Raw genomic sequence first — 13,907 nt, 5'->3', positions numbered from 1 at the left:
AATGAGGGGAAGATCATCGTGCAGACCGCCAGGCCCGTTCCGGCAGCCACCGTTATCAATATGCGCGATCTGGGCGGCATTTCGCTGGGTCCCGACCGCCGTGTCCGGCCTGGTGCGGTAGTGCGCTCCGGTCAGCTCAGTGAGCTCGACACGGTGCGCGATCCGGCGGTGACGGCCCTCGGTATCCGTACGGTCGTCGACCTGCGGACCGCGGATGAGCGCATGGCGGCCCCGGACCGGCTGCCTCCGGGAGCCCGGCTGTTCGTCGCCGACGTCCTCGGTGACAACCCGGGCGTGGCACCCGCCCGGCTGCGCGCGCTGCTCGCCGACCGGGTGGCCGCGGACGAACTGCTCGGGGGCGGAAAGGCCGAGGGGCTGTTCGCGCAGACATACCGGCAGATGGTGCTGTCGCCGGGCGCCTCGGCCGCGTACCGGGCCTTCGTCGAGACGGCGGCGGATGACGGGGCCCGTCCGGTGCTCTTCCACTGCACTGCGGGCAAGGACCGAACCGGCTGGGCCACCGCGTTGCTCCTGCTGATGGTCGGGGCCTCCCGTGAGGTCGTACGTGCCGAGTTCCTTGCCGTCAATCCGGTGGTGCGGGCCGCCTTCCGTCCGTATGTACAGGGCTTTCTGGACGCAGGTGGCGACCCGGAGATCGCCACCGCGATCATCGAGGTCCGCCCCCGCTATCTCGATGTCGCCCTGGATGCCATGGACGAGCGGTGGGGCGGGCTCGACGGATATGTGCGCGACGGGCTGCGGATCCCCGAGCCCGTGGTGGAGCGGCTGCGGAGCCGGCTCGTGGTCTCCGCCTGATCCCGGAACCGGCCGTCGGCAGGACATCGCGGTTGACTTCATACCCCTAGGGGGTATGTTGTTGGCCTGTCGGAAGCGCCCGCTTCCCTGTCGATGGAGGCCGTCATGAACAACGGACTGAAGATCACCGTCTTTGCCGCCGCGCTTGCTGCGACCTTCGGGACGGCGTACGGCGTCGGAAAGGGGGTCGACCCGATGGTCTCCACCAGCGCTCACGCGCCGCAGCAGCACGGCGGTCATGGCGCCACCGGGCGGGACGGCGCGGCCGAGCACGGGCCCGGCGGACTGCAGATATCCGAGGACGGCTACACGCTGGCGCTCGACGCACCCGAGGTCGCCGCGGGCGGCCGGACGGTGATCCGGTTCGCGATCGAGGACGACGCCGGCCGCAAGGTCACCGCCTTCCGGCGCGAACACGGTAAGGAACTGCATTTCATCCTTGCCTCGCGCGACCTCACCGAGTACAGGCATCTGCATCCCGTCCGCGCGGCCGACGGCACCTGGTCGACTTCCGTCGATCTGCCGAGAGCCGGTGACTACCGGGCGTTCGCGGACTTCACCCCGGCCGCCGAAGGCGCCAGGAACCTCACGCTGGGCGCGGATCTCCCGGTCTCCGGCGCCTACCGCCCCGCCGCTCCACCGGCCGCCCGCAGCGCGGCCGAGGTCGAGGGCTACCGGGTCGCCCTCGGTGGCGAACTCCGGGCCGGCCGGGAGAGCGAACTCGAACTGACCATCAGCCGCAACGGAAAGCCCTTCACCGATCTGCAGCCCTATCTCGGCGCCTACGGGCACCTTGTCGCCCTGCGCTCGGGGGACCTCGCCTATCTGCATGTCCACCCGAACGACGGCGGTCCCGGACCGTTGGTCTCCTTCACGGCGACGGCGCCCAGCGCGGGGACGTACCGCCTGTTCCTCGACTTCCAGCACGAGGGGAAGGTCCGCACCGCCGCCTTCACGGTCGAGGTGAAGCCCTCGGTGAGGGCCCGGACCGAGGCGAACAGCGGGCACCAGCACTGAGGCGCCTGGCCCTCGGTATCGTGGAGGGACGGATCATGGGTTCTCCGAGAGAGGGGCGTACGGTGACCGAGCGCAAACCCCCGGGGGTCAGCTTCGAATCATGGGTTGACAAGCAGATCCGCGATTCCGAGGAGCGCGGCGACTTCTCCCAACTGCCGGGTTTCGGTAAGCCGCTGCCCGATATCGACCGCCCGTACGACGAAGCCTGGTGGATCAAGGCGAAGATGCAGCGCGAAGGCGTGTCGATGCTTCCGCCGGCCCTGGCCCTGCGCAAGGAGGCGGAGGATGTGCGCGAGGCGGTGTCCGGAGCCCGTTCGGAGGCCGAGGTGCGCCGGATGCTCACCGAGGTCAACGAGAAGATCGAGGCGGCGATCAGGCGGCCGCCGCCGGGGCCGATGCTGAATCTGCGCCCGTTCGACATCGACGCGGTGGTCGGGGAGTGGCGTGGCGGACGCTTCTAGGGCGTGTTTCGAAAGGAGCGTCGTCCGCCCGTAGGGCGGGCCAGGCGTCGCCTGGCAGGCGGGACTTTCGAAACACACCCCAGGGCGGCGGCCCGTCCGCTGGTGCGTAATACTCCCCCTATGAGATCGGGTGTTACGTCATCGAGTGGCGAGGTGGGCCGCGGCGCGGTGCGGGTCCGGCGGGCGACGGCGGGCGACGCGAAGCGTCTCACCCGGCTGGTCAGGAACTCCCGCGCCTACGAGGGGCCCTACGCGCCCATGGTCGCCGGATACCGGGTGGGAGCCGACTACATCGAGACCCATCGGGTCTTCGCAGCCGTCGAGTCGGCTGAGTCCGGTTCCGGCCGGCTGCTCGGCTTCTACTCGCTGATCCTCGACCCGCCGGAACTGGACCTGATGTTCGTCGCCGACGATGCTCAGGGCCTCGGGATCGGCCGCCTGCTCATCCGGCATCTGCGCGGCGAGGCGCGGAATGCCGGCCTCACCGGCGTCCGCATCGTCTCGCACCCGCCTGCCGAAGGCTTCTACCGCAGTGTGGGCGCTCGGCGGACCGGCACCGAGACCGCCCGCCCGCCCGCTGTGATGTGGGACCGGCCCGAGCTGGTTCTCCCGGTCGGCTGACGGACCGCAGAAGGGCCCGACCGGACCCGGATACCCGGTCCCGGCCGAACCCCTCGTGTGCCGGGCCCGCTACGAGGCGAAGCCGCCGTAGGGACGCGTGATGATCTCCATGGCATGGCCGGCGGGATCGAGGAAGTAGATACCCCGGCCGCCGTCATTGTGGTTGATCTCGCCCGGATGCTTCCGGTGCGGATCGGCCCAGTAGGTGATCCCGAGGTCCTTGATACGGGTGTATGCGGCGTCGAACTCCGCCTCCGACACAAGGAAGGCGTAGTGCTGCATGGTGATCGATTCGGCGGGGATGGTCGCGAAATCCAGCGTGACCCCGTTCGCGGTGACGACCGCGATGAACGGACCCCATTCCGCGCCGATTTCCAGACCCAGGATGTTCGCCAGGAAATCGGCGGATTCCCGCTTGTCCCGGGCGTGAATGATGGTGTGATTCAACTCGACTGACACTGTGGAATGCCTCCAACGGGCACCTCACGGGCACCTCCACGCCTCACCCGGCCGGTGACCGACGCGCGATGCCGTACCCAAGATCGTAGGCGAGTCGGTGCCGGGCCGTCGAGTGAGTACGGGGGAGGGGATACGGAACCATTCCTTCCCAGCCGGTCTACGTGTCCTCCGGAGCCTCCGTGACCTCCACGACCTCCGCGACCTCCGCGACCTCCACGGCCGGGTTCCGGACGTCTGTGACGGTGAACAGTCCACCGTCCGGATCCAGCAGCGTGGCTTCGCTGCCCTCGCTCGTCGACCGCTCCTCGACGACCGAGCCCCCGTGCTCGCGGGCCGAGGCCACCGCCGCCGCCACATCGTCCACCGGGAAGTAGACCTGCCAGTGCGGACGGATCATCGGATCGGGTGCCGCCTCGACCGCCCCGGAGCTGATACGGGCGAGCTGCCTGCCGCCGCACTCCACGATGACCTCGTCCTTCGCGTAGGACACCTCGCAGCAGCCGGGGCGTCCGGTCGCCCAGTCGAGCACCTCGCCATAGAAGATCGCCGCCTCGAAGGCGCTCCTGGTGCGCAGCCGGAGCCAGGCGTGCGAGTAGTTGTCCGGCGCCGGGGGAGAGGTCGCAGGCGCCTTGCGCTCCCAGAATCCGAACACGGCGCCGTCGCGATCCGCTGCCAGCGCGCCGCGCCCCTTGCCGAGGGCCAGCGGCCCCACCGCGACCGTTCCGCTGCGCTCGCGAATGCGTGCGGCGGTCACGTCCGCGTCCGGGACGGCGAAGTAGGGCGTCCAGGCGACGGCGACCTGATAGGCCGTCGCCACCGCCGCGATGCCGGCCACGGGCACCTCGTCGCGGCGCGCCACGGAGAACTCCTGGCCCAGCTTGCCCGCACGGAAGGTCCAGCCCAGTACGGCGCTGTAGAACGCCTGCGCCGATTCCAGGTTGCTGGTCATGAGGTTGACCCAGCAGGGAGCAGCCGACCCTGTGAGCGCAGCCGGCGCGGACACCGTCCTGGGTTTGCTTCCGGTCATGGTCCCACTGCCTTCGTCGGGTCTGCGGCATCCGTGTGCCGGTGGCCGTCGGGCCTCTACCAGCCTCACTTCGGTCGGCAACTCCCGCAACACACGCCGGAGCGGTCCCGCTGCCGCGGGTGAGCAGGTCACCCTCCGCCCGACGGGGGCGCAGGTGTGATGTCGGGGAAGGTGTGGTCGGCCTGCGGCCACTCCTGGGATTCCGGTTCAGTCGCGTGGCTCGTCAGTGTCCCGGCGGATGGGCTCGTTCCCGTGGTCACCGAGTTCGTAGGGCCAGAGTCCCCGTCCGTCGGCCGGGAAGCTGTCGTCGCCGTGGATGTCGCGTTCTTCCAAGTGGGTCCGGTGGTCCGGTCGCGGCGGTTGCTCGTCCGGCCGCGGCGGCGGCAGTTCCTCGGCCCGGCGCCGCTTTCCCAGCCAGACAGCACCGATCAGCACGGCCACCAGGACTACTCCGACAATCGGCATCACCGCCTCGGTCGCGTCCCGCCCGAGTGCGAGGGGCAGGGCCAAGGAATTGAGGGCTCTGTTGGAAACGTCCATGCATGCCGGATACCCCGGCATGCGGTCGTCACTCGGCAATGGCTGTCAATTCATGTTTTAAGTGGATATAGGTCGAAAAGTGTTTCGTAGCTCAGCGGCCTCGACGACCGAGCGGTGGACACGATGCTCCTTCCCCTGGCGGAGCGGTCTGCCCGGACGTAGCCCCCGTCGGGTCGGGCGGCGCGGGTTTCGCTGCCGGGCCCATCCGCCGCCGTCCCCTTCGTGTCGCCGACACCCAGCCGTGGGGTGAGCCTGGAGAGGGTTCCCGAATCGCCGGAGGGATGCGATGGCAGTGCCGAATCCGATCGGCCGTTGGCCGGTCCACCGACAGCTGACCAGCGGCGACCCGCTGGGCAGAGGGCGTGCGGCAATGTCGCGGCGTACGGGGGGCCGCGGCCTCCGGCCGGGTGGTGCGCTCCGTCCGTCCTTACCGCGCGGCCGGTCGCGGCCGGCGGGTGTAGGTCGAGGACGACCGCCGTCCGCGTCGGACCGGCGCTGCTCGCGGGTTCGGCCCGCACACGATGTGGGATCGTCGCGTCCGCCGAGGATCCGGTCCACACCGTCCGCCCCCGGCGTGGGGGCGTACGGAAGAACTCCGAGCGGAAGGAACCCAGGTGAACAGCACACAGTCGCAGATGGAGGAGAGCCGGCACGGAAAGGAGGTGTCGGTGGCCATCAGCGGATGCGCGAAGGATGACGCACGAACGGTCTTCGACGTCCTGCGGGCCGCCTTCGCCACTGACCGGGCCCTGGCGGACGTGCCGCAGGACCTGGCGGGAAAGCGCCCCACGGTATGGACCGTGACCGTCGACGTGTCCGAGGCGCGGGTGGTCTCGGGTCCCGTCGCGCTGGGCAAGCCCGTGAAGGTCGATGTGCAGGGTGGTTACTGGGCGGTCGAGGAGCTCAGGAGACACCTTGCCGACGCCTTTACGGTGCAGGTCGTCGGAACGGTCTCCGGTGACCAGGAGGAGGAGGTTCGCCTGCGGCTGGAGAGCCGGTAGGGCGCAGAACCGACGCGGCGGCAACGCTGGACACCCCCGTGGCCGACGTCCGGATCGACATCGGCGGCAGCGCGCTGCCCGAAGCGCCCCTGGCCGGCGGTTTCGCGAGTACGGCCTCCCGGGGCCGGTCCGTGCACAAGGCGTCCACCGCCGTGGCGCGACACCTGCGCGAGGGCGCCGGACCCCTGCCCGACGACGGCCTCACGGTCACCGCCGACACCACGGAGGAGACGGCTGCGCAATCCCCTTACGCGCGGCATGCGTTCGGCGCGCACGTTGCCGAAGTCGCCGTCGACAGCTGCACTGGTGAGGTCTGGACGCGCCGTATTCTCGGCGTCTTCGCCGCCGTACACGTCCTCAACTCCCGTACTGTGCCAGGCCAGTTCACCGACGGCGTGATCACGGGGCTCGGCATGCCGCTGGCCGGGGGCAGCGCGATCGACCCCGTCTTCGGCGACGTCACGCAGAACGATCTCGCCTCCTGCCATGTGCCGGCCTGCGCCGACGTCCGGGAGATCGAGGCGCACTGGATCGACGAAGACGCCCCGCATCTCAACCTGATGGGCAGCAAGCGCATCGGCGAGATCGGCATCGTCGGGGCCGTGGCCGCCATCGGCAACGCGGTGCGGCACACCACCGGAGCCCGGCTGCGCAATCTCCCGCTCACTCCGGACAAGCTGCTGCCGGATCTGCCTGACCTCCGGTGAAGCGTGGCACATCGGCGGTGAGCTCATGGGCATGACACTGCTCGGCGCGCAAGCCCTGCTCAGCCCTCTCCGCGCTGAGCAGGGCTTTCGGGACGGCTTCCCCGTCCCGTCGCCGCGGCCCGCCGACCGACGTGTTGCGCAACCGGTCCTACCGGGTCACCCTAAGGAGTGACCTAACAGTGACATCTGCTCGCTCTTCGTATTCGGGGGGTCGTTGGTTCAGCGGGCGAAGCAAGTGGGCCTCGATGTGAGGAGCCTCGACGATGACCGTTCCACTCGACCGGCACTATCTGGTCGAACTCCAGGTATCGGCAGAGCGCGTTACCCAGGTGCGACGGATCGTCGCCGCGCATCTGCGCCACTGGAGCCTCGAACTCCATGTCCGGCCGGTGTGCCGGGGCGTGGAGGAGCTGCTGACCAACGTCCACCGGCACGTCGGTGACGACAACCATTGCGTCGTCGAACTCCGCTGGTCCGGACGGCACCTCACGGTCTCCGTCGAAGACAACAGCTCGGAGATGCCGCGGCTGCTCAGCACCGGCGGCGGTGGTCTCAGCCGTGTGATGGCCCTGAGCCATAGCTGGGGCACCTGCCGGACACTCGACGGCAAGGTCGTCTGGTTCACCCGTTACGCCGAGGCGCCGCGCAACACCGATCTGGTGCCGCGCACGCCGCTGCCCGGCGTAGACGAGTTCCTCCTGCCGCCCGTCTCCGAGCCCGCCCTCGTCTGACGCGGCCGCTGCTGCCGGCCCCACGAAACGGGCAGCGCGCACCCCCACCCGGACCGGTACACGGGTCCGTACGCGAAGAAGCCTGCCCTGCCCACCGGCGCGGATGACGTGCTCACAGCACGCACAGTCCGCGCCGGTCGGGTTACCCGCACCTGGGCCCGCGTTGCGCGACGGGGCGTGGCGCGGCACGGTCGAAGAACCGAGGCAAGGAGGCCACAGTCATGCCCATCGCGACGGTTAACCCCGCGAACGGTGAGACCCTCAAGACGTTCGACGCATTGGGAGCCGCGGAGATCGAACGCAGGCTCGCGACCGCAGACGCCACGTTCCGGGAGTACCGCACGAGCGGGTTCGGCGAACGGGCCCGCCTGCTGAACCGGGCCGCCGACCTCCTCGACGAGGACCAGCAGAACATCGCCCGCACCATGACCACCGAAATGGGCAAGCCCGTCAAGGCGGCCCGTGCGGAGGCCGCGAAATGCGCGAAGGCCATGCGCTGGTATGCGGCGAACGCAGAGCGACTTCTCGCGGACGAGCATCCGTCGGCCGGCGATGTGGGCGACGCCGGAGCCTCCCGGGCCTATGTCCACTACCGTCCGCTGGGCCCCGTCCTCGCCGTGATGCCGTGGAACTTCCCGCTCTGGCAGGTCGTACGGTTCGCGGCCCCCGCGCTCATGGCGGGCAACGTCGGCCTGCTCAAGCACGCGTCGAACGTCCCGCAGACCGCGCTGTACCTGGAGGACCTGTTCCGCCGGGCGGGCTTTCCGGCAGGCTGCTTCCAGACGCTGCTGGTCGGGTCCGCGGCGGTCGAGTCCATCCTGCGTGACCCCCGGGTCGTCGCCGCCACTCTCACCGGGAGCGAGCCGGCCGGCCGCGCGGTCGCGGCGATCGCAGGCGACGAGGTGAAGCACACCGTGCTGGAACTGGGCGGCAGCGACCCCTTCCTCGTCCTTCCCTCGGCCGACGTGCGGCAGGCCGCCCGGACAGCGGTGACCGCCCGCGTGCAGAACAACGGCCAGTCCTGCATCGCCGCCAAACGGTTCATCGTGCACACCGATGTGTACGACGAGTTCGCCGAGGAATTCACCGCGGGAATGCGCGCTCTGAAGGTCGGCGACCCGCAGCAGGAGTCCACCGACATCGGCCCCCTCGCCAGCGAACAGGGCCGCATCGACATCGAGGAACTGGTGGACGACGCCGTCCGGCAGGGCGCGACCGTGCTCTGCGGTGGCAGTCGGCCCACCGGCCTGGGCGCGAGGCTGGACCGAGGCTGGTTCTACGCCCCCACCGTCCTCAGCGCGATCACTCCGGCCATGCGGATCCACCGCGAGGAGACCTTCGGCCCCGTCGCCACGCTGTACCGGGCCGCCGACCTGGACGAGGCCGTGGCCCTGGCCAACGACACCCCCTTCGGTCTCAGTTCCAACGTATGGACACGTGACGCCGACGACAGCCGTCAGTGCGTGCGTGATCTGCAGGCGGGCGGTGTCTTCTTCAACGGCATGACGGCCTCCCACCCCGCACTGCCCTTCGGCGGAGTGAAGCGCTCCGGCTACGGACGAGAGCTCGCCGGGCACGGGATTCGCGAGTTCTGCAATGCCACGACGGTCTGGTACGGCCCCGAGGCGGACGCTAGCCGGTCCGCATAGCTGCCCCGCGACGGCCGGCCCACGCCTCTGCGCCGGCAGGTGCGTCCGTGCGTCCGGCCTGTCCGACGTCGCGGTATCGGCCACGCCGTTCGACATGATCGTCCGCAACGGCCTCGACCGCTACCGGCTTGCCATGGACGTCATTGACCGGGTGCCCGGACTCGGTGTCCGCGCCGTCGGCCGTGCGCAGGGCGATGGCGGATCTTCGCACCCGCCACCACGCGTGGATCCGTGAACACGCCACAGACCTCCCCGAGGTGGCCGACTGGTCCACGATGCCCCGGCCGGACGGACCGCGAGGCGGATGCCGACCGACAGGGGCGAGCGCTCAGCGGCCGACCGCCCTGGCCAGTTGGGACTTCGTCATGTTCGAGCGTCCCTTGACGTTCTTCTTCCTGGCCTCTTCGTAGAGCTCGTCGCGGGTAGGGCCTTCGGCAGCGCTGGGGGAGCCCGGGCCGCCGCGCCGCGCGGACGAGAGGTCATGGACGAACAGATCGCTCGCGGTCCTCGACTCGCCGGAGCGGGCAGGCTCCTTGTGTACCGTGCGCGCCGCGATCTCCTCGGCCCGCTCCTCACTCACTCCGCGCTCCTGCGCACTCTCCTTGATGTGTTCGTACTGCCGCACATGTTTGGCACTGGATCCGGGTGGCATGGTGCGGTCACTTCCTCTCCCGGGTGCTGTGTCTTCTGCGTGACGGGGGCCAGGGCGCCCCCTCCAGTGTCCCAGCGGCTCCCGGGGCACGCATCGGATCGCCCCGGTACGGGGCCTTGCGGCCGCCCGGGCAGCCGCGCAGCCGCGCGTGTCCTCGTCCGCCCAGCCGTGCGGCGCCGCGATCGCAGCCAAGCCGCCCACCAGGGCCTGTCTGCGCCGTCGGGGGCCGACGGGGCGTCGTCGCCGGGCGCGCCGTGGGTGGCCCCCGGCCTTCCCCGCCCTCGACGCGGCGAGGGCGCTGCGGCCCGCCGACCGGAGGCTGTTCGCCGTCGTGCGTACCGCCGGGCCCACAGGCCCGGTTCACCTGGGAGGGGCTCGCCCTGCTCAGCGACTCCTGCTCAGTAGCGCAGAGCTGCCGCGATCCGTCCGTGCTCCGCCAGCGAGTCGTCGGCGAGGAACACCACATCGCCGCCGCTGTCCAGTGCCGCCTCGACGAGTTCGTCGACGATGTCCTCACGGATCGTCCCGTCGGCTGTGCCCACGGTGTCCGCGGGCATCGGCTCCAGGTGCTCGTCCGTGACCCGTACGGTCTGCTGGAACTGCTCCTCAACCGCGACGAGAGCGGCCCGCCCCTCCCGCACGGCTGCCCACACCTCGTCGAGACCACCTGCGTAGGCACGGCGGCTGCGGGCGTCGTCGAGCCTGGCTGCGACCTCTGCGGCGACCTCCGCCCGGCGTTTGTCGAGAGCGGGTGCGAGCTCCTTGAGGAAGCCGCTCGGCGACACATCGGCCGGCACCCCCTTCGTGAGCCGGCCGATTGCCGGCTTGGTGGTCCCGCCGACCTCGTCCAGCAGGGCGAGCGCCGGGGCGAGACCGACCAGGTACATCGGTCGCGGATCGGCGGCCAGGACGGCACGCAGCTTCTCGTCGACGGAGCGCAGGAAGATGCGCGTTTCCTCGTCGGAGAACGTGCTCGGCGTGTCGCCGATCTGCTCCTCGCGCTGTGGGTTCGGCTTCTCCTGCGGAACTGTCAGCGGGAACCCGCCGATCTGTTCCCGGTGCACGGAGCCGACCGTTCCGCTCCACAGCGTCGCGTGGTCCGCTGCGACGTTCAGCGCCCAGTACGGTTCGGCCAGGGCCTTCGCGGCCACCAGGTTCCGGGTCAGATAGGTGTCGCTCAGGACCACCCGTTCGGGCGCCGTACGGGGGAGCAGCCAGATCTGATGGTCGTCCGCCGTGGCCAGGATGACCAGTCCGTCGAGCCTGCGGCGCGTATCCACCTCGTCGACCGCGCGGGAGAGCTGCGTCTTGATGGCCGCCCTGGCCTCCCGGGACACCGAGGGATCGGCGTCGAGCCGCCGTTCGGCTTCGGAGAGCAGGTTGCGCAGCCGTACGGCGTCCTGGGCGTTGTCCGGAGCCTGCCGGTGCGTTGGCATGGTCAGGGACACAGCCGGATAGGGCTTGGGCGTTCGCAGCTCCTGCAGCAGGCCGGCGGTCAGGGCGTCCGTATCCATAGTTCCCTCCGGGGGACTGCGCCCACTCCCGTGCGGAGCGGGCGATTTCGACGAGTCAATTCATACCTTTTGATCCTAATATGAGCGAATTGCTTGACCTTGCCTCAGGAGGGATGTGCGATGTCCACGCTCACCGTGTGGAAGTTCCAGTCGGCCGAGGGCGCGGAGGAGGTGGAGACCACGCTCAAGTCCCTGCAGAAGGAGGGGCTGATCAGGATCCTGGACGCCGCCGTGGTCAGCCGGCCGACAAGGCCAAGCCGAAGACCAAGCAGCTGCTCAACCTGGTCGGCGCGGGCGCCTTGAGCGGCACGTTCTGGGGGATGCTCTTCGGGCTGATCTTCCTGATGCCGCTGCTGGGTGCGGCCATCGGCGCGGCGGCCGGGGCGCTGGGTGGCAAGCTGGCCGACGTCGGCATCGACGACGACTTCATCGCCGAGGTCAAGAAGCAGGTGACGCCCGGCACTTCGGCGCTGTTCCTGCTGACCACCGACGAGGTTCCGGACCGGATCAGCGGCGCGCTCCCCGGTGGCGGCGCCGAGCTCCTCCACAGCAACCTGGACACCCTGAGCGAAGCGCGGCTCCGCGAGGTCTTCGGCGACGACGCCGAGTGACCCGAGCGGAGGAGCCCGACGGATCCGGTTCGTCCGGTGCGTCCTCCCGTCCTGCCGTTCGCCGTCGACCCAACCTTCCCGAGCAGACCCGGAGTGTCCGTGAACCAGTCCCGCCCCCTGCGGCGCACCCTCGGCGGCCGCACCGCCCGCCGCCTGGCCCCCGCCCTTCTGGCCGCGTCGATCGTTGCCGGCACCGCCGCCTGCGGCGGCTCCACCACCGCGCCGGGCACGGCCAGGAGCACCCGTACGGTGTCCCCGGGCCCGTCCGAGTCGCCGTCCGCGAGCGCCTCGCCGCGAACCCACGAGTCATTCGCGGCCTCGGTCTCCGCCGAGGTCGAACGCAACAGGCAGCGGGCGACCAAGCAGCTCGCAGGCGTCCAGGGGCACGGGAACGCCGTGAAGGACGTGTCGGTGACCGGGCTGCCGGTCGCGAAGTCCGAGCAGTTCCGAAGCGCCCTGGTCCGCGTCACCAACCCCACCGACAAGCCGGCGTTCTACGCGGTCCGGGTGGAGTTCGTCGATGCGTCGGGCAAGGTCCTCGACTCCGTGGTGCTCGGCTTCGCGGACGCCCCGCCCGGCAGGACGGTCAGCCAGCACGCGAACAGCCGCAAGGCAGCGGGCGTCAAGTCATTCCCCCGGATCGCCCAGGCCGAGCGCAGCTGACGACGGGGGCGAGGTGAGCGCCGCCGCCGATGCGGTGACGGACGTTCTGCGGGAACTGCGCAGCCGCTTCGCGGGGGAGCGGGTCGGGGAACTCATCGACCACATCACCCAGTTGGCGCTGGCCGATCCGGACGCCTTCGGTTTGGCGATGCCCTGCGGGCCGCTTGGCAGCAGTGTCCGTCGGCGAGGCCCCGACGGCTCCCCAGCGGTTCACCTCACGCGACGAGGCCGTCGAACGTGTTGCTCACGACCTCGACACGCCGTACGTGTTGTGCGTCCTCTGTCCGGCGCGCAGAAGGACCAGGCTCCGTCACCTCCAGGGACGCGGGAGGTCCGCAACATCCCCGGCTCTGCTCGTGGTCCCCAGTGCGTCCGGTACATGCGGTGTTGAGCTCAGTGAACCGAGAGCCCGCCGTCGACGAAGATCGCCTGGCCGGTGACGTAGCCGGATGCGCGGCTGGCCAGAAACACCGCCGCTCCGGCGAAGTCCTCGGCCAGGCCGTTGCGTCCGACCATCGTGCGCGCGGCCAGCGCCGCCACCTTCTCCGGGTCGGACGACAACCGTGCATTGAGCGGGGTCATGACGAAGCCGGGTACCAGCGTGTTGCAGGTGACGCCGTGTGGCGACCACGCCTCAGCCTGAGAGCGGGCCAGCGACTCCAGCGCACCTTTGGAAACCCCGTAGGCGCCGCTTTGGACGAACGCCCGGTGCGCCTGTTGGGAGGTGATGTGGATGATCCGCCCGAAGCCCCGCTCGGCCATGCCGGGCCCGAACCGCTGGCCCAACAAGTAGGGCGCCTCCAGGTTCACCGCCATCGTGGCGTCCCATACCTCCTCGTCCAGCTCGCCCATCGCCGGCCGCAGGTTGATCCCGGCGCTGTTGACGAGAATGTCGGGCTCGCCGAACACCTCGGCTGCCTGCTCCGCGGCCGCGCGCACCCCGTCACGGGTGCTCAGGTCGGCGCTCACCCAGTCCGCCCGGCAGCCGTCCGCCGCCAGATCGTCGACCGTGGCCGCCAGTTCCGATTCCTTGCGCGCCACGATCACCACGCTCGCCCCCGCTCGCGCGAGAGCCCCGGCGATGGCTCGGCCGATGCCGGAACTGCCGCCCGTCACCACGGCGACCCGGCCGTCCAGCGAGAAGAGTTCGGAGAGATAGCTATGCGGGATCATGCCCCGCACCCTAGACGGCACGTCCACGGCGACAGTGCCCGGGGTGGAAGGCATGGGGCGGGGAAATCAACTGGGCACGTTTGCCCTGGGTGTCCCAGTTGTCGATGTCTCCGAAGTGGGGAAGACGGGCTTTTCTAGGGCGTGTTTCGAAAGTCCCGCCTGCCGGGCGGTGTCTGGCCCGCACGCTCGCTGCGTTGTCGGGCTCGCCCCGATACGCCCAGTATCGGGGCGAGCCTCCGCCTTGCGATCGCACGCCACATGGGAA

General features: G+C 70.1%; 16 protein-coding genes and 2 pseudogenes. 12 read left to right on the top strand and 6 right to left on the bottom strand.

What is annotated here, in order from left to right; translation table 11 throughout:
- The first annotated feature begins 18 nt into the window (after positions 1-18).
- The 4 genes from AB0N06_RS31595 (at position 19) to AB0N06_RS31580 (ending at position 2,915) form a co-directional block, all read left to right on the top strand.
- Positions 19-816 (top strand): tyrosine-protein phosphatase, encoded by a 798-nt coding sequence (locus tag AB0N06_RS31595; protein WP_366138124.1) that lies wholly within the window; start codon positions 19-21, stop codon positions 814-816.
- 105 nt (positions 817-921) lie between these two features.
- The gene (locus AB0N06_RS31590; protein ID WP_366138123.1) at positions 922-1,833 is read left to right on the top strand and encodes a hypothetical protein; all 912 of its coding nucleotides are present in this window, start codon (positions 922-924) and stop codon (positions 1,831-1,833) included.
- A 62-nt stretch (positions 1,834-1,895) separates the two neighbouring features.
- A complete protein-coding gene (locus AB0N06_RS31585) occupies positions 1,896-2,294 on the top strand; it encodes a DUF1992 domain-containing protein (protein ID WP_366138137.1) in 399 nt (132 codons plus the stop codon).
- A gap of 120 nt (positions 2,295-2,414) precedes the next feature.
- The gene (locus AB0N06_RS31580) at positions 2,415-2,915 is read left to right on the top strand and encodes a GNAT family N-acetyltransferase (protein ID WP_366138122.1); all 501 of its coding nucleotides are present in this window, start codon (positions 2,415-2,417) and stop codon (positions 2,913-2,915) included.
- Positions 2,916-2,984: 69 nt separating this feature from the next.
- On the opposite strand, the gene AB0N06_RS31575 is transcribed toward AB0N06_RS31580, so the two are convergent.
- The 3 genes from AB0N06_RS31575 to AB0N06_RS31565 form a co-directional block, all read right to left on the bottom strand.
- Positions 2,985-3,374, bottom strand: a complete 390-nt coding sequence (locus tag AB0N06_RS31575; protein WP_366138121.1) for a VOC family protein — start codon at positions 3,372-3,374, stop codon at positions 2,985-2,987.
- 157 nt (positions 3,375-3,531) lie between these two features.
- Positions 3,532-4,401, bottom strand: coding sequence for a VOC family protein (locus AB0N06_RS31570; RefSeq protein ID WP_366138120.1), 870 nt, complete (start codon positions 4,399-4,401; stop codon positions 3,532-3,534).
- 207 nt (positions 4,402-4,608) lie between these two features.
- Positions 4,609-4,941 (bottom strand): DUF6479 family protein, encoded by a 333-nt coding sequence (locus AB0N06_RS31565; protein ID WP_366138119.1) that lies wholly within the window; start codon positions 4,939-4,941, stop codon positions 4,609-4,611.
- Positions 4,942-5,576: 635 nt separating this feature from the next.
- Between AB0N06_RS31565 and AB0N06_RS31560 the strand changes: the two genes are divergently transcribed.
- From AB0N06_RS31560 to AB0N06_RS31540, 5 genes and pseudogenes are all read left to right on the top strand, one after another.
- Entirely contained in the window at positions 5,577-5,942 is a 366-nt protein-coding gene (locus tag AB0N06_RS31560) for a hypothetical protein (RefSeq protein WP_366138136.1), read from the top strand.
- A 35-nt stretch (positions 5,943-5,977) separates the two neighbouring features.
- Positions 5,978-6,649 (top strand): annotated as a pseudogene (locus AB0N06_RS31555) (molybdopterin cofactor-binding domain-containing protein); the annotation flags it as partial.
- Between the two features lie 263 nt (positions 6,650-6,912).
- Positions 6,913-7,380, top strand: coding sequence for an ATP-binding protein (locus AB0N06_RS31550; RefSeq protein ID WP_366138118.1), 468 nt, complete (start codon positions 6,913-6,915; stop codon positions 7,378-7,380).
- Between the two features lie 221 nt (positions 7,381-7,601).
- Positions 7,602-9,029 carry an NADP-dependent succinic semialdehyde dehydrogenase gene (locus AB0N06_RS31545; protein ID WP_366138117.1) on the top strand — a complete coding sequence of 476 codons (1,428 nt, stop codon included), beginning with the start codon at positions 7,602-7,604 and terminating at the stop codon, positions 9,027-9,029.
- Positions 9,030-9,105: 76 nt separating this feature from the next.
- Positions 9,106-9,301, top strand: a pseudogene (locus AB0N06_RS31540) (hypothetical protein); the annotation flags it as partial.
- 56 nt (positions 9,302-9,357) lie between these two features.
- Here the strand turns inward: AB0N06_RS31540 and AB0N06_RS31535 are convergent.
- Together AB0N06_RS31535 and AB0N06_RS31530 are read right to left on the bottom strand one after the other, a co-directional pair.
- Positions 9,358-9,681: a plasmid stabilization protein gene (locus AB0N06_RS31535; RefSeq protein WP_366138116.1), complete on the bottom strand. Its 324-nt coding sequence runs from the start codon at positions 9,679-9,681 to the stop codon at positions 9,358-9,360.
- Positions 9,682-10,079: 398 nt separating this feature from the next.
- On the bottom strand, positions 10,080-11,195 hold the full coding sequence (locus AB0N06_RS31530; RefSeq protein WP_366138115.1) for a chemotaxis protein: 1,116 nt from the start codon (positions 11,193-11,195) through the stop codon (positions 10,080-10,082).
- 120 nt (positions 11,196-11,315) lie between these two features.
- Between AB0N06_RS31530 and AB0N06_RS31525 the strand changes: the two genes are divergently transcribed.
- The 3 genes from AB0N06_RS31525 (at position 11,316) to AB0N06_RS31515 (ending at position 12,469) form a co-directional block, all read left to right on the top strand.
- Positions 11,316-11,498, top strand: coding sequence for a hypothetical protein (locus tag AB0N06_RS31525; RefSeq protein WP_366138114.1), 183 nt, complete (start codon positions 11,316-11,318; stop codon positions 11,496-11,498).
- A gap of 17 nt (positions 11,499-11,515) precedes the next feature.
- Positions 11,516-11,806, top strand: a complete 291-nt coding sequence (locus AB0N06_RS31520; RefSeq protein WP_366138113.1) for a DUF1269 domain-containing protein — start codon at positions 11,516-11,518, stop codon at positions 11,804-11,806.
- A gap of 99 nt (positions 11,807-11,905) precedes the next feature.
- Positions 11,906-12,469 carry a hypothetical protein gene (locus AB0N06_RS31515; RefSeq protein ID WP_366138112.1) on the top strand — a complete coding sequence of 188 codons (564 nt, stop codon included), beginning with the start codon at positions 11,906-11,908 and terminating at the stop codon, positions 12,467-12,469.
- Positions 12,470-12,862: 393 nt separating this feature from the next.
- Here AB0N06_RS31515 and AB0N06_RS31510 read toward each other — a convergent pair whose 3' ends face one another.
- Positions 12,863-13,642, bottom strand: a complete 780-nt coding sequence (locus tag AB0N06_RS31510; protein ID WP_366138135.1) for an SDR family oxidoreductase — start codon at positions 13,640-13,642, stop codon at positions 12,863-12,865.
- Positions 13,643-13,907: the final 265 nt, after the last annotated feature.

The sequence above is a fragment of the Streptomyces sp. NPDC051020 genome, from assembly GCF_040683105.1.
Classification (GTDB): domain Bacteria; phylum Actinomycetota; class Actinomycetes; order Streptomycetales; family Streptomycetaceae; genus Streptomyces.
The sequence above is the reverse complement of the archived record's forward strand: the minus strand, read 5'-3'. Positions and strand labels throughout refer to the sequence as shown.

Bases quoted from the DNA above. Each gene is read 5' to 3' on its own strand.
- AB0N06_RS31590 (WP_366138123.1), top strand. From the start codon at position 922: ATGAACAACGGACTGAAGATCACCGTCTTTGCCGCCGCGCTTGCTGCG.
- AB0N06_RS31580 (WP_366138122.1), top strand. From the start codon at position 2,415: ATGAGATCGGGTGTTACGTCATCGAGTGGCGAGGTGGGCCGCGGCGCG.
- AB0N06_RS31570 (WP_366138120.1), bottom strand. From the start codon at position 4,401: ATGACCGGAAGCAAACCCAGGACGGTGTCCGCGCCGGCTGCGCTCACA.
- AB0N06_RS31565 (WP_366138119.1), bottom strand. From the start codon at position 4,941: ATGGACGTTTCCAACAGAGCCCTCAATTCCTTGGCCCTGCCCCTCGCA.
- AB0N06_RS31560 (WP_366138136.1), top strand. From the start codon at position 5,577: ATGGAGGAGAGCCGGCACGGAAAGGAGGTGTCGGTGGCCATCAGCGGA.
- AB0N06_RS31550 (WP_366138118.1), top strand. From the start codon at position 6,913: ATGACCGTTCCACTCGACCGGCACTATCTGGTCGAACTCCAGGTATCG.
- AB0N06_RS31545 (WP_366138117.1), top strand. From the start codon at position 7,602: ATGCCCATCGCGACGGTTAACCCCGCGAACGGTGAGACCCTCAAGACG.
- AB0N06_RS31535 (WP_366138116.1), bottom strand. From the start codon at position 9,681: ATGCCACCCGGATCCAGTGCCAAACATGTGCGGCAGTACGAACACATC.
- AB0N06_RS31530 (WP_366138115.1), bottom strand. From the start codon at position 11,195: ATGGATACGGACGCCCTGACCGCCGGCCTGCTGCAGGAGCTGCGAACG.
- AB0N06_RS31525 (WP_366138114.1), top strand. From the start codon at position 11,316: ATGTCCACGCTCACCGTGTGGAAGTTCCAGTCGGCCGAGGGCGCGGAG.
- AB0N06_RS31520 (WP_366138113.1), top strand. From the start codon at position 11,516: ATGCTCTTCGGGCTGATCTTCCTGATGCCGCTGCTGGGTGCGGCCATC.
- AB0N06_RS31510 (WP_366138135.1), bottom strand. From the start codon at position 13,642: ATGATCCCGCATAGCTATCTCTCCGAACTCTTCTCGCTGGACGGCCGG.